Here is a 20840-nt window from a genome sequence, read left to right as displayed (position 1 = left end):
CCTGCATTATTAATATCGAAATTTGTCTATTTCTCCTATGAAAAATAGAAAGGTATTTCATAAAAAAATAGCGAAGTTCTCTTTATAGATAAAGCTTCTCACATTATAAAATCGATAGGATGATAGAGATGATAAGAGAAATTCAAATAGAGGACGCAGCAGCATTTTTACAATTAGGAAAACAATTAGATGTAGAAACTTCTTTTATGTTATTGGAACCAGGAGAACGAGATCTAGCAGTGGAGCAGCAAGCGAAGATGATTCAACGTTTCATAGATAATCATACTTCTACAATATTTGTAGCTACTCATGAAGAACAAGTGGTAGGTTTTATTTTAGCTAACGGTAGTGATGTGCAAAGGAAAAAACATGTCGCAACAATTGTAATTGGTATTTTACAAGAATATAGCGGGAAAGGAATTGGAACCATCTTGTTTAAAGAAATAGAAAAATGGGCAAGATTACATGATGTATGGCGTTTAGAATTAACAGTAATGGCCCATAATACGCGAGCGCAAGCATTATATAAAAAAGTAGGATTTAAACAAGAAGGTATAAAAAAAGCTTCTCTTATCGTTGATGGGAAAAATATTGACGAGTATTATATGGCCAAATTATTAAAATAAGAGGTCGTTTTATGAAAAAGAGATGGACACTACTGAGTGTCGTAGTAGTTGCAATGATTATTGGAGTGGCAAGTATGAATTATAAAATGTACAATGAAAAACAAGCACAAGAGGTGAATCGCAGCGTTACATTTCCACAGGCGCAAGAAACGATTGCAAAAATGGAAGAAGATCTTGCGGTTGTGAATAACCCAGATTCCGTACTTGTACTTGTAAATAAAAACAGGCGGCTACCAGATCGTTATAAACCGCAAGATTTAGTTATTCCAAAAGTGCGCTATTCGAGCGAAGGCGATCAAGAGAAAAAGAAGATGAGGAAAGAAGCAGCGCTGGCACTTGAAAAAATGTTCGAGCAAGGTGAGCGAGAACAGATTTTTCTCTTTGCAGTCTCAGGCTTCAGATCTTTTGACCGGCAAAAAGCATTGAATACAATGTATAAGATTCAAGATGGGGAAGCGAAAACAGCGATGTCGAGTGCAGTACCAGGAACGAGTGAACATCAAACGGGACTTGCAATGGATATTACGTCACAATCAGCTAAATTCCAATTAGAATCCATTTTTGGTGATACAAAAGAAGGGAAATGGTTAGCTGAAAATGCGCATAAATTTGGCTTTGTCATTCGGTATACAAAAGAGAAAGAGTCTATTACTGGTTATCGCTATGAACCTTGGCATGTACGATATGTAGGGAATCCACAAGCGACATATTTGTATGAAAATCAACTTACCTTAGAGGAAGCGATGAAGTAATCAAATTGAGGGGAGACGGCTCAAATGACAATGTTATATAAGAAAAAAGTATATGCATACATTACAAGGGAGAAAGAAGGAGTTATGCAGTTGCTTGTTTTTACTCATCGTGATATGCCAGAAGCGGGGGTACAAGTCCCAGGTGGCACAGTTGACGACGGAGAAAAATTAGAAGAAGCAGTACTGCGTGAAGTACTAGAAGAGTCGGGTTTACGTCATGTATGTATAGAACGGTTCATTGATGATTGTATGATCCATGTGAAAGAAAAACAGGAATATCAAAAACGCCACTTTTTTCATATTTCATTGTTAACAGATGTAAAGGATGCATGGGAACATACAGTAAGTGCCGGAGATGAGGATCGAGGTTTAGTATTTTGTTACGAGTGGGTCGATATCAAAAAGTGTCCTGCATTAACAGGGAATCAAGGTGAGTTTGTTCATTTATTAGAAGAGATGTGTGAAGTAGAAAGTTTATTTATAGACTAAAAAAGTAACTGTAAAAGTCTATCGTGAACAATGGGAAGTTGATGAGCTTATTGATGAGTTTGAAGTAACAGTTTACGGTGATGAGACAGGTGATTTTAATTACACTATTGATAAAACTGATTTAGCTAACTATTATTTAAAATTCTCTCCTACTTAAACCGGACTTGGACGTTCAAAGAGAAAGGGACAATTTCAACAAAATAATATTAGATTGATTCTTTTTAGAATGAATCAATCTAATATTATCGTCTTATAAATTCTCTCTATATTTGTTTTTCATCATGTTGCAATAATACTGAAAAACAAATGGTAAACTAAAGAAAGGCACTCATATGAGTGCTTTTTCCATACCCCTTATAATCCTCCTGACGAGATATTTTAAATTTTTTGACTGTAACTATGTCATTTTTTTCATTATGTTTTAGTATTTCATCCCCATTAAAACGCGTGTACGCTCTCTTGGTTGAAAGTATAAAAGCTAAATTTTATTTGTTTTCATAACGAAATACAAAACATTTGTATAACTGGATTTTTGCATGTAATATACGTAATGATACATTATATTAGGGGGATTAAAAATGGGGCTAACACTTTTTCGGTATTTTCTTTTTTTCTTAGGATTAACGTTCTTTGGACTCGGTAATGCCATTGCAGTAAAGGTTAAATTTCTTGGCCTGCATCCATGGGAAGTTTTGAATATGGCGCTCTATCAGCGATTTGGATGGACCATTGGTACATGGAGTGTTATATGCGGCTTATTTCTTGTTCTTGTTTCCTTAGTAGTAGATCCGAGATATATAAACATAGGAACATTCTTAAACGCATTGCTAATCGGCCCTATTATGGATTTTTTCTTAAGGTTGGATATTCTTCCTCATGCCACACATTATTTGTGGATAAATCTTCTTATTTTACTTTCTGGAATTATAATTACAGGTATTGGCGGCGGTATGTATGTTGCTGCCGGAATTGGTGCAGGACCAAGGGATGGATTCATGCTGGCCATTTCTGATAAAACAGGATTATCTGTAAGCCGGGCTAGAATTATTGTGGAAAGCATTGTATTAGTAATTGGTTATAGTCTAGGCGGTCCCGTTTTTATTGTGACATTCTTATACACTTTTATCCAGAGTCCAATATTTCAGCAATCATTCAAGATGTTTCAAACATTTTTATATACTTTAGAGGGGAAAAAGAAAGACAAAGTTAGTGCAAATTTATAAATATATAAAACTTCTTTTACAAAAATATAAGAGTCTATTTTGAAGGCAGTATCATCAAAACAGACTCTTTTGATAATCCACTTTCTTTAAAGTCTTGGATGTAAGCTTCCCATTCTTTCTTTATAAGCTGGTTTTTTTGAAAAAACCTCCACATGTAGGGTGTAAGAAGATTATCTCATGGGCTATTTACAACTGATAGGTGAGGAATATTTGACGCTCAAATTTATCGTAAATACATTGCAAAAAGGATAGGGCATCCTATCCTTTTTGCAATGTAAAGTTTCCTATATTAAAGAGAAATATCTCTTTCTTGCTGCTTCGTATGTTTTAACAAAATAAAAGATAAACAAGCAGAACATAAAATGAGAAAAGCAGCAATAATATATATTGTCCGGACACCGAACATATCGGTAATAAGACCGACACTTAGCATAGAGAGACCTGAAGCAACCGAAGTAAGTGTGCCATGAGCTGTGTATATTTTCGGTAATAGAGTTGGTGGTACGCTTGATTGGAAAACGGTTGTTTGGGAAATATCCCGAATTTGATAGGAAGGTCCCATTAAAACACAAAGAAACAGCGCAATAAAGCCGTTGCTTGTTAAGCCATATAAAAAAGTGAACACACTAAATAGAAGTGATCCAATTGCCATTGATCGGATCAAGTTATTTTGAATATATGTACTCATTCGCCACGCTAATACCCCACCAATTAATGTTCCGATATAGTAACTTGTATTAATATAGCCCCACCATTCTTCGCCTTTATGCAGAGCGGTTGTAACATATGCCATCGTAATACCACCAATCCAAATCGTTCCAGCAAATGTTTCGATTAAATCCATATAGGTCACGGTGCGGAGAGACGGATGTTGGAATAATAGTTTCCAACCCTCTATTAAAGTAGCAGATGTAGAAGCTGACTTTTCTGTTGTTTGTTCAACTTGTATAGTACGTAATGAAATGTATAATGTAATACATCCAAAAATCATTAATATGTTGTTTATCATGAGTGAAGAAGTTGCACCGATAAAAAGGACGACTACACTGGTGAACGAATAAGCAGCTGCCTGAACAATTTGTGTTGAAAAGGAAAAGACACTATTTACTCTTACTAGCTTTTCCTGTGACGTTAAAAGTGGTATAACAGCGTATAATAAAGGAGAACTCCAGCCTCCGCATAATGAAATGAGAATAATAAAAGTAAGAAGGGCAGTGATGTTAGATGATAACAAAGGGAATAGCATGGTTAAAAGAATCAAAAGGAAATTTTTAATCCCTTGTAATGTGAAAAGTAAGGAATACGATCGGAAACGGTTCATTAAAAGTGGTGCAGATGTACTTGCAATAAAACTAGCAATGACTCCTAATAATGGAAAAAGAGCAGTAATGGTAGCAGATTCGGTCGTTATATAAATTTGAGTAGTAAGAATCATTACATACATAACATCAGCGAGAGTGATGCACATTTTGGAAAACCAGTAAAAGGACAATGATTGTCGATGCAATATTAGTACCTCCGCTTAGATTATAATTAATTTTTGATTGTATTCATCATAATTTGAAAAGAGAATTTTTGAAAGAGTTTTATTTTTTGTAACTTTTATACAGGAATTTTCATGTATAATAAAGAATATATTAATATAACATTTTAATAATGCTTATTGTAACAGTGAATATGTATAGTATCTTCCGCTGAAATGTCTCACCTTAATTAGGGGGACGTGATAAACAATTCTTTTTTTCATATACATATAGAAAGTAAAAAAAGAAAGTGAGGGGTGCATATGGCTGGATGGATAGTTTGGTTTATCATAGCTGGTATTTTATTTATTGCAGAAATGTTATCCATTACTTTTTACATGCTGTGGCTTGGAATTGGGGCAGTTGTCGGAGGTCTTATTGCGCTATTTGCTCCAGAAGCGCTATTTTTACAAGTTGTTGTAGGGGCAATTGTGAGTTTAACATTAACTTTCTTTACGAAACGAATCTCTAAAAATTTTCGAGAGGCCAAAGGATTCACCGATACTGTCGATAAACTTGCGAATAAAAAGGGGATTGTCATGCAAGCGATTACAAGTGAAGAAAATGGAATTGTGAAAGTGGATGGAGATACTTGGACTGCTATTTCGGATGTTCCTATTTCAGTTGGAGAAAAAATAATTGTTATAAAGAGAAGCAGCACTGTTTTATATGTGAAAAGGGAGAGTGAATAAAAATGGTAGCATTAACGTTAACAATTATTTTTGCATTAATTGTTGTTGTATTTGTGGCGCTAACAATTAAAATCATTTCGCAGCAAAAGGTGGCAGTTGTTGAAAGGTTTGGTAAATTTCAACGCATCATGCATCCTGGATTAAACATTTTAATTCCAATTGTAGATCGCGTTCGTGTATATCATGATTTGCGTATTCAACAAACAAATGTACCACCGCAAAAAGTGATTACGAAAGATAACGTACAAGTCGAAATTGACACAATTATTTTCTATCAAATCGTTGAACCGGAACTTGCGACATATGGTATTTCTAACTATGAATATGGTGTACGTAACATTACGTCTGCAACAATGCGCCAAATCATTGGTAAAATGGAGCTTGATGAAACATTATCAGGCCGTGAGAAAATTTCAATGGAAATTCGTTTAGCGCTTGATGAAGCAACAGAAAAATGGGGCGTTCGTATTGAACGTGTGGAAGTTGTTGATATTAATCCACCAAAAGACGTGCAAGCATCAATGGAAAAACAAATGAAAGCAGAGCGTAATAAGCGTGCAATTATTCTAGAAGCAGAAGCGGCTAAACAAGATAAAGTTCTCCGTGCTGAAGGGGAAAAACAAAGTAAAATCTTGATGGCTGAAGGGGATAAAGAAGCGCGCATTCGCGAAGCGGAAGGTATAAGAGAAGCGAAAGAACTAGAAGCACAAGGGGAAGCAAGAGCGATCGAAACAATTGCGAAAGCGGAACAAAACCGTATTGAATTATTACGTGCAGCAGATTTAGATGAACGTGTTCTCGCTTATAAATCATTTGAATCCTTAGCTGAAGTGGCAAAAGGACCAGCAAATAAAGTCTTCATCCCATCTAATGCAATTGAAACACTGGGCACACTTGGTGCAATCGGGGAAATTTTTAAAGAAAAACAAGCGAAGAAAATTTCTTCTTCGGATATACCGAAGGAACAATAACAGTGAGAAAGAGAAGTGGGTATCCATTTCTCTTTTTTATTTTTGGGAGATAAGATTATAGTGAGCTTGATTAAAATGTATATTGTATAAAGCTTGTACATATCCATGTATAAAGAGGGTGATACATTGAAAAAGTATGCAACTCATATACATGGTAGGAAATTGGTATTCTTCATCGTATCATATGCATTTATTGTGATAGTAGCGGCGTCCATTGTGACTTCACTTTTACATACAATGAAATCTTATTATGCGAGTCAGTGGTTTGGTAACGTTTCGATGCAAGGTTTTGTGCAAATGTTTGAGAGCGAAAACCGCTACTTTGCATCGGATTATTTTAAAACGAATAAACGAGAATCAATAGGGAGTGTATTGTTTTCTATTGCGACGGATCTGAAAATACAAGATTTAAGGACGTTTGTTGGTAAAGAAGTACCAGGGATGTCAAAGTACTATTCTAATATTATCGTAGCTGGAGAAGGGACAGATTATACGAATATTCCCAACGAATCTAGTGTTCCAATTGAAGAAATAACGAAAGAAAGGGAAATAGCGAAGGAGAAAGTGACAGAAGCAGACAAAAAGAATCCTGTACAAAAAAATAGAAGTAATGTAAAAGGTGAAAATGCGGTCTATATTTATCATACCCATAGCTGGGAGTCGTTCTATCCATTGTTACCTGGAGCGGAGAATCCATCAAGTCCTGATGTAAATGTCTCGCTATTGGGAGAGCGTTTAAAAGAGCAACTGGAAGGTCAGGGAATACCGGCTCTACATGATAAAACAAACATGGGAGATTTGTTAGCAAATAAGAAATTCAAATGGTATCAAGCATATACTGCATCTCATGGATATGTGAAAGAAGCGTTAGCACAAAATGATAAAATTATGTTTCCAATTGATATTCACAGAGATGATCAGCGAAAGAATGTTACGACAAAAGTGATTAATGGAAAATCTTATGCGAGACTATATTTCATTATCGGGATGGAAAATAAAGGGCATTCTCAAAATGAGAAGATTGCAAGAGCGATAAATTCATATTTAGATGACAACTATTACGGGTTAAGTAGAGGGATTTTCCCGAAATATAAAAAAGATGGCAATGGTGTTTATAATCAAGATTTATCAAAAAATGCCATGCTCATTGAAGTTGGTGGCGTGGATAATACGTTAGAAGAGCTGTATAACACAATTGATGTTTTGTCAGAGGCTTTTAGTAAATATTATTGGGATGCAGAGAAAGTGAATGGATGATGTGAAAGGAGCAGGGAACTGTTCCTTTTTTACATGCCCTCAAAATTTTTTACTAGAATTTCATAATGTGAAATAAAGCAGTAGTTTCGGGGTGAGATTGGTTTATAATGATTAAAAATTCTGCTAATTAAAAGAGGGCAGAATTTCTAAACTTATTTTTATAGTAAGCTTCAAAATGTATATATTGGAGGGGGAAACATGGCGATTCGAACAGGGGCTCAGTATATTGAAGGATTAAAGGCTAGAAATCCTGAAATTTGGATTGGTGGAAGAAGGGTAACAGATGTTGTAAATGAAGATGTTTTTCGGGAACCCATTTTACAAATTGCAAATCTATATGATATGCAGCATAATCCAGAGCATCAGGACAAGATTACTCACATATGTGAAGAAACGGGAGAACGGGTATCAAATGCATTTTTAGTGCCAAAAAATTATGAGGATTTAAAAGCGCGCCGTGAATTATTTGAGGTGTGGGCAAGGGCGACGTTTGGTTTAATGGGAAGAACGCCGGATTTTTTAAATGTTACGGTCACTTCAATGGCAAGTAACTCTTGGTTCTTTGAAAAATTTGATCCTGAATGGGGAAAAAATATAAAAAATTATTATCGACATATACGTGATCAAGATTTGTTTTTAACGCATGCAATTATTAACCCGCAAAATGATCGGAGTAAAGCTTCTCACCAGCAAGAAGATGCGACGCTGCATTTAGGTGTGGTGCAAGAAACAGAGGAAGGAATGTATGTAAGTGGTGCGAAAATGCTAGCGACACTTGCACCGATTACAGACGAAGTAATTATTTATTCCTATCCAAGTTTTAAACCAGGTGATGAACGGCATGCGATTTCTTTTGCAGTTCCAATTGATGCACCAGGGTTACGGATTCTTTGTCGCGAGCCAATGCAAGATGGTAAACGTTCTTTATTTGACCATCCACTGGCTTCAAGGTTTGAAGAAATGGATGCACTTCTTGTTTTTCATAATGTGTTTATTCCGTGGGACAAAGTCTTTATCTATCAAAGTGTGGAAGCGGGAAATCAACTGTATCCGAAAACGGGAATTGGGCATCAGCCTGCACATCAATCAGGAGTAAGAGGTCTAGTGAAACTTTCTTTTGCAGCAGAAGTAGCTATAAAGCTAGCAGATTCAATTGGAGTAGATGGGTTCTTAAACGTACAAAATCAGTTAGCGGAACTTATGCAAGATGTAGAAACAATTCGTGCTCTCTTACAAGTAGCGGAATATGAATATGAAACGAATGCATACGGTGAAGCTGTTCCAGCAAGATTACCACTTGATACAATACGTAGTTTATTACCAAGAATGTATCCACGAGCAATTGAAATTGTTCAAACCATTGGTGCTGGTGGGCTTCTTATGTCGCCAACTGGTGCCGATTTTATGAATCCAGAGATTCAAGACGATATGCATAAATATTATATTGGGCGTGAAGGGGTATCTTCAGAGGAACGTGTGCGCTTATTTAAACTCGCTTGGGATTTATGTGGTGAAGCGTTTGGACAACGTTTATTACAATATGAGCGTTATTATTCTGGCGATCCAGTTCGTAAAATGGGAATGTTTTATACTGCGTATAAAAAACAACAATCGCTCTCTCTTGTGAATCATGCTTTGCACACAAGTTCGTCTGAAAGTGCATTAAGTTAATTATAAAATGATCGCGCTTACAATTTTTAGTGGAAAAGGAAGGAGCAGCAAATAGATAACAAGAATTTTACTGTTAGGATGTAAATCTGCTTATATGTTTAGCTATATATGAACTTGAAAATATGTAACTGGAATAGGGGAGGTAGGTTGTTTTGATCGCTTCTATCAGTAAAATTTGCAAGATTCTAAATTGTTTTACTAGTGATAATCCGGTATTAGGAAACTCTGAAATTGCAGCGAAATTAAATATGAATCCGAGTACAGTTCACCATCTTGTTCGTACATTATGTGAAGAAGGGATGCTCATCCGAGATGAACAAAGAAAATATCGATTAGGTTGGAAATTGTTAGAGTGGGGAAATCAAGTGATGTTTCAACAAGAAATTTATAGCGGGGCAATTCCAATTGTAGAGGAACTGGTGAAGAAATTTAACGGAACAGTGCATATCGGTATGTTTGACCGTGGGGATGTTGTATTTATTTTGAAAGTTTCATCAAAGGATTCAGTTCAAATTTCAACTCATGTTGGATCTAGAAAGCCTGCATATTGTACAAGTACAGGGAAAGTACTTCTTTCATTTAATCCTTCGACTTTAGAATACGCTTCAGAACATGGGCTTTTGCCCAGAGCACCAAATACGATTACTTGTATGAAAAAATTTCAAAAGGAGTTACAGACAATTCGTAAGCAAGGTTATTCCATAAGTGATAACGAAAATGAACATGGTTTATATGGCATTGCAGCTCCTATCCGTTCTTATACAGGGAGAACGATTGCTGCTCTTAATATTGTCGGTCCAATCACGTATATGCAAGGAAGCAATCGCCAAGTAATGATTCGAAGTGTGATGCATACTGCAAATTTAATTTCAAAAGAATTTGGTTATTTAGATATTTGACATCGATTAAAAAAGAGAGGTGAAAATCATTTATATACATGATCATTGTGTACCTAAATTAATAAAATCGATTGTTTCGATTGGAGCTTTTGATGGTGTTCATAAAGGGCATCAAACTGTTATTAGAAATGCAGTGAAGAAATCTAAAGAAATGGAGATTACAAATGTCGTGTATACATTTGATCCGCCACCACGTGCTTATTTTCAAGGAGCCCAAGTAATAACATCAATCGATGAGAAATTAAATCGATTTCAAGATCTTGGTGTTGAACATGTAATTGTTATTCGTTTTGATGAATTGTATGTAAAGAGAACGGCTAGTCACTTTATTCAAGAGTTACAAAGGTTGTGCCCAGCTAAAATTTATGTAGGAGAAGACTTTCGATTTGGAAAAGATCGAGAGGGTGGTATAGAGCTATTGAAGAGATATTTTGATGTTTCTATTGTTGAAGAAGTGTGTTGTGAAGATGGGGAACGAATTTCTTCAACGAGGATTCGGAATTATGTATTTCAGGGAGAATTGCAGAGGTCCCATTCCTTATTAGGGTGGCCTATGAAAACAATATGAATTATAAGGAGGAAAAAACATGTCAAAAACATTACAATCTTTTAATTTACTAAAATGGATTGATGAAAATAAGGAATTGTTGAAACCACCGGTAAATAACAAGGTGATTTGGCAAGATTCAGAGTTTATTGCCATGATTTTAGGGGGGCCAAATAGAAGGCGTGATTTCCACGTGGATCCTTCAGATGAATTCTTTTATCAAATAAAGGGTGAATGTTATGTGGAATGTATTACAGAAGAAGGAAAACGTGAAGTCGTTACGGTGAAAGAAGGTGACGTGTTTATGTTGCCAGCTATGGTACCACATTCACCGCACCGCGTTGCAGACACATATGGATTAGTAATTGAGAGGAAGCGTAATCAAGGAGAACTTGAGGATTTTGTTTGGTTCTGTGACGAATGTAATCAGGAAATGCATCGTGTACGAGTTCAATTAAATGATATTGAAAAACAAGTGAAAGAAGCAATTCATAGCTTCAATTCAAATAAGGAAATTCGTGCATGTAAAAATTGTGGTTATATTATGCCAGAAGAAGTGGAGGAATGGAAGTGCGAATAGATTTTCATACACATATTATTCCTGAAACATTTCCAAATTTTGAGGAGCAGTTTGGTGGTGGCAGGTGGCCGATATTAAATCGAACTTGTACATGTGGTGCAGCCATTATGGTTGGAGGGAAAAACTTTCGCGATGTGACAGATCAAGTATGGTGTCCGGAGAAAAGAATTGAAGATATGGACCGTGAAGGTGTGGATATACAAGTATTATCACCAATTCCTGTTACTTTTTCTTATTGGGCAAAACCAGGAAATGCTGAAGCAATGGCGCGTATTCAAAATGATTTTATTGCCGAAACAGTCTCGGCATATCCAGATCGTTTCCTTGGATTAGGAACAGTGCCAATGCAAGATGGAGAAACGGCAGTGCGTGAGATGAAGCGATGCATAACGGAATTAAAGTTACATGGCATTGAAATTGGGACGAATGTAAATGGGAAAAATTTAGATGATCCTTCATTTATTGAGTTTTTCCAAATGGCTGAAAAATGGCAAGTTCCAATTTTTATTCACCCGTGGGAAACGTTAGGGCGAGATAGAATGCCGCATCATAATTTTATGTATACCATTGGGATGCCGAGTGAAACGGCTCTTGCAGCGGCTACCCTTATTTGGAGCGGCATGATGGAGAAATTTCCGGATTTAAAGATTTGTTTTGCTCATGGCGGTGGTTCGTTTCCCTATATTTTGCCGCGATTAGATCAAGGATGGCAGGTTTGGCCACATCTTAGATTGACTACATACCCTCCGAGCCATTACGCAAAGAAATTTTATTTCGATTCTTTAAACTATGATCCAATTAATCTTAAATATATGATTGAACGATTTGGACATGAGAAGATTTTTATGGGATCGGATTATCCGTTTTTATTACGGGAAATTCAGCCAGGTAAAGTGATTGACGAGACGATTGCGTTATCAGAGGTACAAAAAGAAGCACTGCTTGGAGGAAATGCAGCGGGCTTCTTAAATATCGATATGAAAAAAAGAGGTGTAGCATATGCAGAAAGTACAAACACCAGAAAGTAAATTACATGAAATGGGACTCACGCTACCAGCTATTCGTCCGGCGGTTGGAAATTACGTTGGGTGTGTACGGGTCGGTAATGTATTGTTTACTGCTGGCCAAGGTGTTGACCAGTACCACGGGAAATTAGGTAAAGATGTATCGATAGAAGATGGATATAAAGCAGCAAGACAGTCAATGTTGAACTTATTAAGTGTCGTGAAAAATGAACTAGGTGATTTAAACAAGGTGAAACGAGTTGTGAAGTTACTTGGTTTTGTAAACAGTACAGAAGATTTTATTCATCAACCAAAAGTGATGAACGGAGCATCTGATTTATTAGTAGATGTTTTTGGGGAAAAGGGAAAACATGCTCGTTCAGCTGTTGGAATGGCGCAATTGCCGAATAATACAACAATTGAAATCGAGATGGTTTTAGAAATTGAAGAGTAGGAGGCAAACATATGAATAAAGAACTATTAGCTGAAAAAATAAAAATAAAAGATGCGAAGTTATTTATTGATGGCCAATATGTCGATACGATGTCCGGTGAAACATTCGATACATTGAATCCATCGACAAATAGGAAACTTGCCTCTGTCGCACAAGCAAATGAAGAGGATGCTAAGCGTGCGATAGACGTGGCACAAAGAACGTTTATAAGTGGCATCTGGAGTAAAATGCCTGTGGAAGAACGCTCAGCTATTTTATGTAAAATGTCAGATTTGATTATGGAAAAGGTAGATGAATTAGCGTATATAGAGACACTTGATGTCGGAAAACCAATAAAAGAAAGCCGCGGCTTTGATATTCCGCGTTCTGCTCAAAACTTTCGTTTCTTTGCTGAGATGGCAAAGTATATGGTGCATGAACATTATGATAAACATAATTTTATGTCGTATGCGAAATATGCACCAGCAGGAGTAACAAGCTTAATTATTCCTTGGAATTTACCATTTATGCAGATGACATGGAAGGTGTCAGCTGCACTAGCTGCTGGTAATACAGTAATTGTAAAACCAGCGTCTTACACGCCGCTAAGTGCAGTTATGCTTGGTGAAATTGCGAATGAGGCTGGGCTACCTCCAGGTGTACTCAATATTATTACAGGACCAGGAAGTACGGTAGGAACGAAAATGACGACGCATCCCTCTGTAAGACGTATTTCATTTGTTGGGGAAAGTAATACAGGAAAAACAATTATGCGGAATGCCGCAGAAAATTTAATACCAGTTTCGTTAGAATTAGGAGGGAAATCAGCAAATATTGTCTTCGAAGATGCTGACTTAGATGAAGCGGTACAAGGGTCAATTGAAGCAATTTACCGGAATCAAGGAGAGATTTGTTTAGCAGGTTCAAGATTACTCGTACAAGAAAGCGTATATGAACAGTTTTTAGAGAAGTTTGTAACAGCGGTGAAAAAGATAAAAGTGGGGGATCCCCTTGGTGAAGATACAGATATGGGAGCACTGGTTTCACAATCACATTTAGAAACAGTTGATCAATACGTACAAATAGGTCTTTCAGAGGGAGCAAAAGTAGCTCACGGCGGAAAAAGAATCGAAAGTTTAGCGCAAGGAAATTTCTATGAACCGACTGTACTATATGATGTTGATAATCGTATGCGCGTAGCTCAAGAAGAGATTTTTGGTCCGGTTTTAGTTGTTATACCATTTAAAACAGAGGAAGATGCGATTCGTATTGCAAATGATTCGATTTATGGTTTAGCAGGAGTTGTTTGGACCAATGATCTTCGAAGAGCGCAGCGAGTTGTTTCGCAAGTTGATGCAGGATTGTTGTGGATTAATTGTTGGTATGTACGAGATTTACGTACCCCATTCGGTGGTTCTAAGGCAAGTGGTATTGGCCGAGAAGGTGGACGCCATAGCTTTGAGTTTTATACAGAAGCAAAGACAGTTACGATGAAATTATAAAGTGAAACATTCATCAGTGGAATGGTACTTCCACTGATGGGGTAGAAATAAAGATTCTAAAAATGAGGTGAGATAAATGCAGGTGTCAATAAAGGAATTAGCAGATGAACTATTGCGGGCAGAACAAATGTGTAGACCAATTTCTCCTTTTACAGAAAGGTATCCAAATTTATCAGTTTCAGATTCATATAATATTCAGCTCGAAGTAGTGGGGCAAAAGCTAAAGCAAGGACGTAAAGTGATCGGGAAAAAGGTTGGACTTACTAGCACGGCAATGCAGCAAATGCTTGGAGTAGATGAGCCGGATTACGGACATTTATTAGATGATATGAAAGTAGAAAGTGGGAGTACTATTTCAGTAGATTCATTTGTATCTCCAAAAGTAGAAGCAGAAATTGGATTTGTTTTAGCGGAGGATTTAAGTGGTCCTAATATTACATATGTAGACGTGTTAATGGCAACGAAATATATTGTACCAACACTTGAAATCATCGATAGTCGTATTGCGGATTGGAAGATTAAGCTTGCTGATACAGTCGCAGATAATGGTTCATCTGCGAAAGTGATTGTTGGTAATAAGTTTTCTCATATATCTGAAGTAGATTTGCGTACGGCCGGAATGACGCTTTATAAAAATAATAGTTTAATTGCTACTGGTGCAGGTGCGGCGGCATTAGGACATCCTGCACAAGCTGTTGCTTGGTTAGCGAATAAGCTTAGTGAATTTCATATTTATTTAAAGGCTGGTGAATTAATTTTACCAGGTGCGCTATCTAGTGCTGTTGCAGTTCAATGTAATGATGTAATTCAGGCTAATTTTGGTTCTCTTGGTTCGGTTTCAATTAAATTTGTCTAGTCTGGTAGTTGTGTGAAAAGGAGGGGGTATATGTGAAGAAAGTGAAAGCTGCGATTATAGGTTCTGGAAATATTGGTACAGATTTAATGTATAAATTAAGAGAAAGTGAAGTCATTGAAATGACTACTATGATTGGCATAGATGCTGAATCAGACGGATTAAAGCGAGCGAAGGAAGAAGGATATGCGATTTTTGATAATGGTATACAAGCAATCATCGAGAATCCTAGCATAGCGGATATTATATTTGATGCGACTTCAGCTAAAGCTCATATGCATCATGCAGAAGTTTTAAGAGAGTTAGGAAAACTAGTAATCGATTTGACACCAGCAGCATGTGGCACATTTGTTTGTCCAGCAGTGCAAGATGATAATCATGTAGAAGCGTGGAATGTCAATATGATTACATGTGGTGGGCAAGCAACAATTCCAATTGTTCATGCTATTAATGAAGTGGCGGACGTTGCATATGCAGAAATAGTTGCGACAATTTCTAGTTTAAGTGCCGGTCCAGGTACACGGGCAAATATTGATGAATTTACAATTACAACAAGGCGGGGGATTGAAGAAGTTGGAGGAGCAGATTGTGGAAAAGCGCTTATTATATTAAACCCTGCCGATCCGCCTATCCTAATGAGAGATACAGTATATTGTGAAGTCAAACATATGGATGAATTATCCATAAGACAGGCAATTTATAAGATCGTTGAAGTAGTTAGGTCATATGTTCCAGGGTATGCTTTAAAACAAGAACCAATGTTTGATGGGAATCGTGTGACTGTATTTTTAGAGGTGGAAGGAGCTGGGGATTACTTTCCTCCTTATGCTGGGAATTTAGATATTATGACAGCTGCAGCATTAAAAGTTGGTGAAAGATTTGCATCCCGAATAATTAGAGAGCGGAAGCGAGGTGTGATGAATGAAACGAAATAGTGATATGCCAATTAAAATAACTGAAGTTTGTTTACGTGATGGCAGTCATGTAATGAGGCATCAATTTACAGAAGAACAAGTTCGTGCTGTAACTAGGTCGCTGGATGAAGCTGGTATGCACTATATTGAAGTTAGTCATGGGGATGGGTTAGGTGGTTCTACACTGCAATATGGTAAGTCGTTAGTAGAGGAAATGAAACTTATTGAAATGGCAGTAGAAGAATGCAAAGAGGCAAAAGTAGCTGTTTTACTTATTCCAGGTATTGGTACGATCCATGAATTAAAACAAGCAAAGGGCATTGGGGCGAAACTTGTTCGCGTAGCAACGCATGTAACAGAGGCGGATGTTTCGGCGCAGCATATTCATTTTGCGCGAGAGTTAGGTATGGAAGTGTGTGGATTTTTAATGATGGCACATTCGGCACCTGTTGAGAAATTAGTAGAACAAGCAAAGCTTATGGAAAGCTACGGGGCACAAGCTGTCTATGTAACAGATTCAGCTGGGGCTTTATTACCACATGAAGTGCGGGAGCGAATTCAGGCATTACGTCAATCTTTAAATATCGAAATTGGCTTTCATGGTCATAATAACCTTTCTGTTGCAGTAGCAAATACGATCACTGCAATTGAAGAAGGGGCAACTCGTATTGATGGAAGTGTCCGCTGCCTTGGAGCCGGAGCTGGGAATGCGCAAACAGAGGTATTGTTAGCTGTACTAGATCGTATGGGATATAAGTTAGATGTAGATTTATATAAAATGATGGATCTAGCAGAAGATATTGTTGCTCCATTGCTACCAGGGCCACAAGAAATTCAAAAAGGTAGTCTTGTCATGGGGTATGCTGGTGTCTATTCAAGCTTTTTACTACATGCTGAGAGAGCTGCTCATAGATTTAATGTAGACGCTCGTGATATTTTAATAGAACTTGGCAGACGAAAAGTAGTTGGTGGACAGGAAGATATGATTTTAGATGTTGCAGCTGAATTAGCGAAGATAAAAACGGGGGTGTAAAAATGGCTTTAGTTAAAGGAGCAGATTCAGAGATTATTGAATATTTACTTCAGGCTGAGAGAAAGCGAAAAGAAGTAGTAAAGGTAACGGATCAGCATCCCGATTTAACAGTGGAAGATGCTTACATATTGCAAAAACGGTTAATCGAACAAAAGATAAAAGAAGGATCTAAACGAGTTGGTGTAAAACTTGGATTAACGAGTAAAGCGAAACAGCAAATGATGGGAATTGATGAAGCAATTTATGGTTACTTATTATGTGATATGTTAGCGTTTGAATGGGAACCAGTCCGGTATGAAACATTGATTCATCCAAAAGTAGAACCGGAGATTGCTTTTTTAATGGGAGAGGATTTACAAGGCACTAATGTTACAGCGGATGATGTATTAAAGGCAACAAAATATGTTACACCAGCTTTAGAAATTATTGATAGCCGTTATTTGAATTTTAAGTTTACATTACCTGATGTAATTGCAGATAATTGTTCATCTTCAAAATTTCTATTAGGCAGCAAATGGGTTAATGCTCAGGAAATAGACTTAGCTAATGTTGGAATGGTTATGTCGAAAAACGGTAAAACAGCGACAACGGGAACAGGAGCAGCTGTACTTGGACATCCAGCAACTGCGATTGCCTGGGCGGTAAATAAGCTTGGATTACAAAATGAAGGGTTGAAAAAAGGGGATATTGTACTAAGCGGAGCATTATCTGAAGCAGTTGCTTTTCAAGCTGGTGACGCTATTATTGCGCAATTTGAAGGTTTAGGTAGCGTTTCAATGTTTTGTGAATAAAGAGTAAAGCGAGAGATGGATATGCCAATTATACAAATTCAAGTGATTGAAGGTAGGAAACAAGAGCAAATTCAAAATCTTATTTCAAATGTTACAGATGCAGTTGCAAAAAGTTTAGATGTCGATGCGGAACGTGTACGCGTACTCGTAAATGAGATTCCGGGTTCACGTTGGGGGGGTGGAGGAAAGGTAAAAGGTCGTGTGGCAGAAAAATAATATTTTCGAGTAGAAGCAATTCTTATTAAAAATAAGAATTGCTTAGAGTGTTGGGAAAACTCTGTTATACATAACAGGGTTTTTTTGTTTGTAAAATTGACTTATCTAGTTCGGATGAATATTCTAAATGATCAAACATTTTTATCGGAATGCTCTTGCAATAAAATGGAAAAAAGGAGTATAATAAAAAGTAGTTAGTCAAACTAATCACTTTGAAGAGAGAGTGCATAAAGGAGAAAAACAATAGAAAAGGGGAAACTAGGAACGATGATTTCAAAAAATGATGATATTCCCTTAGGAATAGAGCCCTATGCAGAGTTGATAAAAAAGACAGCATCAGTAGACACGGATCCAATAGCAGCGAAACTTGGTTTACTGATGCTTTGGATATCTGATAATGTCTTAGATGCAATTGATATGGATTTAGCGCCACTGGGAATTTCTGAAAGTAAATTAGATTTTTTATTGCTATTTATTCTACGTGAAATTGAAATGAATGAGGAAGAAGCTACTAGTATGAGTCCTTCAGATATTGCAAATCGCTTAGGGATTACGCGCGCTTCAGTCACTGGATTATTAGACTGGATGGAAAAACGAGCGTTAATTGTAAGGTACCATCATTCTGAAGATCGTAGAAGATTAAAGGTGAAGATTACGCCAAAAGGAAGAGAACTTGTTTTTCTTTCTTTACCAACTTTCTGGTCTTCTTGTGCAACATTAGTGGATGATTTTAATCAAGAAGAACGTCAAATACTAGAAAAATTATTAAATAAGATGCAAATAAGTATGCAATCGAAAGTGGGAGAAGGTAGGTAAATAAGTTGATGATAAAAATCAACTTATTTATTTGGACATATAGTTAGTTTAACTAATTATATGTGTAGCTAACAAAATGAAAGGAGGTGATGAAATAATTAAATCAATATTGTATTTTCAATGAAAGAGTTGAAAAGGGTAAGTAGCGGACGTAAAAAGCGATAATTTTTTATGATCTTATTTTATGTACTTTTGAGGCGTGGAATGTAAACGTTATGAATTTAAATGACAACTTTATTAAAGAGGAGGATTTAAGTTGCAAATTTCAAAAGAAGTGAATTCTATAAAGAATTATGTGTCAATGACAGCTGTTCTATGCTGGGCGGGCATGGTAGTTATGTCAAGCCTTTATGTTACGATTCCTTTGATTCCGTTATTTGCAGATTTTTTTAATGTTTCATTAACGCAATCTGCAGTTACTGGTAGTATGTTTTCGCTAGGGTTTGCGATTGGTTGTTTGCTGTTTGGTGCGATATCTGAAAAATATGGTCGCAAGAAAGTCATTTTGATGGGGCTAATTGGATTGGCGATTATTTCTTTCTTATTGGGATTAGTCAATAGTCTATCTTGGCTTATTGTCCTTCGTGGGTTACAAGGTATAGCTGCGGCTACTTTTTCTCCAGTAGCATTAGCTTACGTTGTAGAGTCATTTCCAGCAGACAAGAAGGTTACAGCAATAGGGTTTGTTAGTACTGGTTTTTTAGTCGCTGGAATTGTAGGTCAAGTTATGAGTGCTGTAATTAGTCAATATTTTGGATGGTATATGGTGTTCTTTCTTCTTAGTGGTGTATATATAATGACTGCCTTATGGATTCATTATGCTCTTCCAAAAGGAGAGTCTTCTCAATCATACACGGATATATTAGGAACAATAAAACAAATGGGTAAGGTCTTTACGTATAAAAACTTAGTATTAAGCTATATGATCGCATTTGTCTTATTAATGGCTTTTGTAAATATGTACACTGTTTTAGGAAATTATTTAAGCTCTGCTAACTTTCATTTACGTGCAGAGCAAATTCTCTCTGTTCGCTTAGCGGGATTATTTGGAATGTTACTTTCACCAATGGCAGGGCGTTTAACAATGAGGTTTGGTGTTAAGCAGGTTCTTCAGGGAGGATTATTAATAGCCATTTTTAGTCTAGGTTCATTAGGGTTTATTTCTAGTCTTCCTTTTCTTGTAATGATGAGTGTATGTTTTGTTGGCGGAATTGCTGTCTCTGTTCCAGCTTTAGTCACTTTTGTCGGTCAATTAGGTGGAAAGTCAAGGGGAATAGCAGTTTCAATTTATACTTTCATTTTATTTTTAGGAACAAGTATAGGACCTGTCATCTCTATTTATCTGATGAAAGTAGGTGGTTATTCTCAAACTTTTATTTTACTAGGCTTCATACTTTGCATCGGACTGCTGTCTTCTCTTTTCGTTAATAATGAATCTGCGTTTGATGGAGCAGGAAATTGATTTAAATAATAAATGAGTGGAAAATTTTTATTCAAATAAAGAAACATAAGGGTCCCCAACATGCTCAACTAATAAAATATGCATTTGTTCACGGTGATGATAGAAGTGCGCGATAATTTCAAGTAACCATTCAAATCGTAAATAAGAAACACCCCAGTAGGCAGTCATAGTTTCAGAAAGTTCATCATTTGAATAAGATGAGAACGTTTCAGAGAGATGTTCGTATCCTTGGAGTAGTGTCTGCTGCATATGAGCAATTGTTTTCGGTGTATGTTTTAGATAGAATGTATGTAATTGTTCTTGTGTGGAGCCATTTAGAATGAGTAAATCGGCATGACAAATGAGAGAGAGATGGGTGCATATTTCAAATAAGGATCTTTTATTGGGAATGGGCGTACATTGTAATTCTTCATATTTGAGTTGGTTTAGCATTTTTATATAGGTATCGATAGCGACTTTAAGTTGATGTAACGTAGCTCTAACAAACATTGTAATTCTCCTCATTTCCGTTTATAATAGTGTCTTAAGAGTATCATATCATATTCAAAATTCCGAAAATTCTAGTAGTTTGACTAGGAAAATGAAA

At 36.6% G+C, this 20840-nt stretch carries 23 protein-coding genes; 21 read left to right on the top strand and 2 right to left on the bottom strand.

Annotated elements, in window-relative coordinates; genetic code table 11:
- Positions 1–128: 128 nt before the first annotated feature.
- The 4 genes from ACX5JI_RS11375 to ACX5JI_RS11360 all read left to right on the top strand — a co-directional run bounded on the left by ACX5JI_RS11375 (position 129) and on the right by ACX5JI_RS11360 (position 3090).
- Positions 129–626, top strand: a complete 498-nt coding sequence (locus ACX5JI_RS11375; RefSeq protein ID WP_459501156.1) for a GNAT family N-acetyltransferase — start codon at positions 129–131, stop codon at positions 624–626.
- A gap of 11 nt (positions 627–637) precedes the next feature.
- Complete coding sequence (locus ACX5JI_RS11370) at positions 638–1378, top strand: M15 family metallopeptidase (RefSeq protein WP_459501155.1); 741 nt, start codon at positions 638–640, stop codon at positions 1376–1378.
- A 24-nt stretch (positions 1379–1402) separates the two neighbouring features.
- Complete coding sequence (locus tag ACX5JI_RS11365; protein ID WP_459501154.1) at positions 1403–1867, top strand: NUDIX hydrolase; 465 nt, start codon at positions 1403–1405, stop codon at positions 1865–1867.
- Positions 1868–2445: 578 nt separating this feature from the next.
- A complete protein-coding gene (locus ACX5JI_RS11360) occupies positions 2446–3090 on the top strand; it encodes a YczE/YyaS/YitT family protein (protein ID WP_459501153.1) in 645 nt (214 codons plus the stop codon).
- A 289-nt stretch (positions 3091–3379) separates the two neighbouring features.
- Here the strand turns inward: ACX5JI_RS11360 and ACX5JI_RS11355 are convergent, their stop codons facing one another.
- Positions 3380–4597, bottom strand: a complete 1218-nt coding sequence (locus ACX5JI_RS11355; protein ID WP_459501152.1) for an MFS transporter — start codon at positions 4595–4597, stop codon at positions 3380–3382.
- 279 nt (positions 4598–4876) lie between these two features.
- On the opposite strand from ACX5JI_RS11355, the gene ACX5JI_RS11350 reads away from it, so the two are divergent.
- The 17 genes from ACX5JI_RS11350 to ACX5JI_RS11270 all read left to right on the top strand — a co-directional run bounded on the left by ACX5JI_RS11350 (position 4877) and on the right by ACX5JI_RS11270 (position 20254).
- Positions 4877–5305 (top strand): NfeD family protein, encoded by a 429-nt coding sequence (locus tag ACX5JI_RS11350; protein ID WP_459501151.1) that lies wholly within the window; start codon positions 4877–4879, stop codon positions 5303–5305.
- 2 nt (positions 5306–5307) lie between these two features.
- Positions 5308–6276 (top strand): SPFH domain-containing protein, encoded by a 969-nt coding sequence (locus ACX5JI_RS11345; protein WP_459501150.1) that lies wholly within the window; start codon positions 5308–5310, stop codon positions 6274–6276.
- Positions 6277–6381: 105 nt separating this feature from the next.
- A complete protein-coding gene (gene spoIIP, locus ACX5JI_RS11340; protein ID WP_459501149.1) occupies positions 6382–7533 on the top strand; it encodes a stage II sporulation protein P in 1152 nt (383 codons plus the stop codon).
- A gap of 198 nt (positions 7534–7731) precedes the next feature.
- Positions 7732–9204 carry a 4-hydroxyphenylacetate 3-hydroxylase family protein gene (locus ACX5JI_RS11335; RefSeq protein ID WP_459501148.1) on the top strand — a complete coding sequence of 491 codons (1473 nt, stop codon included), beginning with the start codon at positions 7732–7734 and terminating at the stop codon, positions 9202–9204.
- Positions 9205–9356: 152 nt separating this feature from the next.
- Positions 9357–10103 carry an IclR family transcriptional regulator gene (locus ACX5JI_RS11330; protein ID WP_459501147.1) on the top strand — a complete coding sequence of 249 codons (747 nt, stop codon included), beginning with the start codon at positions 9357–9359 and terminating at the stop codon, positions 10101–10103.
- A gap of 19 nt (positions 10104–10122) precedes the next feature.
- Positions 10123–10671, top strand: a complete 549-nt coding sequence (locus tag ACX5JI_RS11325; RefSeq protein ID WP_459501146.1) for an FAD synthetase — start codon at positions 10123–10125, stop codon at positions 10669–10671.
- 19 nt (positions 10672–10690) lie between these two features.
- Complete coding sequence (nbaC, locus tag ACX5JI_RS11320) at positions 10691–11230, top strand: 3-hydroxyanthranilate 3,4-dioxygenase (protein WP_459501145.1); 540 nt, start codon at positions 10691–10693, stop codon at positions 11228–11230.
- Entirely contained in the window at positions 11215–12258 is a 1044-nt protein-coding gene (locus ACX5JI_RS11315) for an amidohydrolase family protein (protein WP_459501144.1), read from the top strand. The genes nbaC and ACX5JI_RS11315 overlap by 16 nt, the downstream gene beginning before the upstream one ends.
- Complete coding sequence (locus tag ACX5JI_RS11310) at positions 12230–12688, top strand: RidA family protein (RefSeq protein WP_459501143.1); 459 nt, start codon at positions 12230–12232, stop codon at positions 12686–12688. The genes ACX5JI_RS11315 and ACX5JI_RS11310 overlap by 29 nt, the downstream gene beginning before the upstream one ends.
- A gap of 11 nt (positions 12689–12699) precedes the next feature.
- Entirely contained in the window at positions 12700–14169 is a 1470-nt protein-coding gene (locus ACX5JI_RS11305; protein ID WP_459501142.1) for an aldehyde dehydrogenase, read from the top strand.
- A 76-nt stretch (positions 14170–14245) separates the two neighbouring features.
- Positions 14246–15025 (top strand): 2-keto-4-pentenoate hydratase, encoded by a 780-nt coding sequence (locus ACX5JI_RS11300; protein ID WP_459501141.1) that lies wholly within the window; start codon positions 14246–14248, stop codon positions 15023–15025.
- Between the two features lie 32 nt (positions 15026–15057).
- A complete protein-coding gene (locus tag ACX5JI_RS11295; RefSeq protein WP_459501140.1) occupies positions 15058–15957 on the top strand; it encodes an acetaldehyde dehydrogenase (acetylating) in 900 nt (299 codons plus the stop codon).
- The gene (gene dmpG / locus ACX5JI_RS11290; RefSeq protein WP_459501139.1) at positions 15944–16969 is read left to right on the top strand and encodes a 4-hydroxy-2-oxovalerate aldolase; all 1026 of its coding nucleotides are present in this window, start codon (positions 15944–15946) and stop codon (positions 16967–16969) included. Before ACX5JI_RS11295 ends, dmpG begins: the two co-directional genes overlap by 14 nt.
- Positions 16970–16971: 2 nt before the next feature.
- Positions 16972–17760, top strand: a complete 789-nt coding sequence (locus tag ACX5JI_RS11285; RefSeq protein ID WP_459501138.1) for a 2-keto-4-pentenoate hydratase — start codon at positions 16972–16974, stop codon at positions 17758–17760.
- 15 nt (positions 17761–17775) lie between these two features.
- The gene (locus ACX5JI_RS11280) at positions 17776–17976 is read left to right on the top strand and encodes a 4-oxalocrotonate tautomerase (RefSeq protein ID WP_459501137.1); all 201 of its coding nucleotides are present in this window, start codon (positions 17776–17778) and stop codon (positions 17974–17976) included.
- A gap of 267 nt (positions 17977–18243) precedes the next feature.
- A complete protein-coding gene (locus ACX5JI_RS11275) occupies positions 18244–18792 on the top strand; it encodes a MarR family winged helix-turn-helix transcriptional regulator (protein WP_459501136.1) in 549 nt (182 codons plus the stop codon).
- Between the two features lie 256 nt (positions 18793–19048).
- On the top strand, positions 19049–20254 hold the full coding sequence (locus ACX5JI_RS11270) for an MFS transporter (protein ID WP_459501135.1): 1206 nt from the start codon (positions 19049–19051) through the stop codon (positions 20252–20254).
- Positions 20255–20281: 27 nt separating this feature from the next.
- Here the strand turns inward: ACX5JI_RS11270 and ACX5JI_RS11265 are convergent, their stop codons facing one another.
- Positions 20282–20743, bottom strand: a complete 462-nt coding sequence (locus ACX5JI_RS11265) for a DinB family protein (RefSeq protein ID WP_459501134.1) — start codon at positions 20741–20743, stop codon at positions 20282–20284.
- Positions 20744–20840 lie beyond the last annotated feature (97 nt).

The organism is Bacillus sp. C1, assembly GCF_054570475.1.
The sequence above is the reverse complement of the archived record's forward strand: the minus strand, read 5'-3'. Positions and strand labels throughout refer to the sequence as shown.

Coding starts and splice junctions, on each gene's coding strand:
- ACX5JI_RS11370 (WP_459501155.1), top strand. CDS start 638: ATGAAAAAGAGATGGACACTACTGAGTGTCGTAGTAGTTGCAATGATT.
- ACX5JI_RS11310 (WP_459501143.1), top strand. CDS start 12,230: ATGCAGAAAGTACAAACACCAGAAAGTAAATTACATGAAATGGGACTC.
- ACX5JI_RS11335 (WP_459501148.1), top strand. CDS start 7,732: ATGGCGATTCGAACAGGGGCTCAGTATATTGAAGGATTAAAGGCTAGA.
- spoIIP (WP_459501149.1), top strand. CDS start 6,382: ATGTATAAAGAGGGTGATACATTGAAAAAGTATGCAACTCATATACAT.
- ACX5JI_RS11265 (WP_459501134.1), bottom strand. CDS start 20,743: ATGTTTGTTAGAGCTACGTTACATCAACTTAAAGTCGCTATCGATACC.
- ACX5JI_RS11350 (WP_459501151.1), top strand. CDS start 4,877: ATGGCTGGATGGATAGTTTGGTTTATCATAGCTGGTATTTTATTTATT.
- ACX5JI_RS11300 (WP_459501141.1), top strand. CDS start 14,246: ATGCAGGTGTCAATAAAGGAATTAGCAGATGAACTATTGCGGGCAGAA.
- ACX5JI_RS11305 (WP_459501142.1), top strand. CDS start 12,700: ATGAATAAAGAACTATTAGCTGAAAAAATAAAAATAAAAGATGCGAAG.
- ACX5JI_RS11345 (WP_459501150.1), top strand. CDS start 5,308: ATGGTAGCATTAACGTTAACAATTATTTTTGCATTAATTGTTGTTGTA.
- ACX5JI_RS11365 (WP_459501154.1), top strand. CDS start 1,403: ATGACAATGTTATATAAGAAAAAAGTATATGCATACATTACAAGGGAG.
- ACX5JI_RS11275 (WP_459501136.1), top strand. CDS start 18,244: ATGATTTCAAAAAATGATGATATTCCCTTAGGAATAGAGCCCTATGCA.
- ACX5JI_RS11360 (WP_459501153.1), top strand. CDS start 2,446: ATGGGGCTAACACTTTTTCGGTATTTTCTTTTTTTCTTAGGATTAACG.
- ACX5JI_RS11375 (WP_459501156.1), top strand. CDS start 129: ATGATAAGAGAAATTCAAATAGAGGACGCAGCAGCATTTTTACAATTA.
- ACX5JI_RS11285 (WP_459501138.1), top strand. CDS start 16,972: ATGGCTTTAGTTAAAGGAGCAGATTCAGAGATTATTGAATATTTACTT.
- ACX5JI_RS11315 (WP_459501144.1), top strand. CDS start 11,215: ATGGAAGTGCGAATAGATTTTCATACACATATTATTCCTGAAACATTT.
- ACX5JI_RS11280 (WP_459501137.1), top strand. CDS start 17,776: ATGGATATGCCAATTATACAAATTCAAGTGATTGAAGGTAGGAAACAA.
- dmpG (WP_459501139.1), top strand. CDS start 15,944: ATGAAACGAAATAGTGATATGCCAATTAAAATAACTGAAGTTTGTTTA.
- nbaC (WP_459501145.1), top strand. CDS start 10,691: ATGTCAAAAACATTACAATCTTTTAATTTACTAAAATGGATTGATGAA.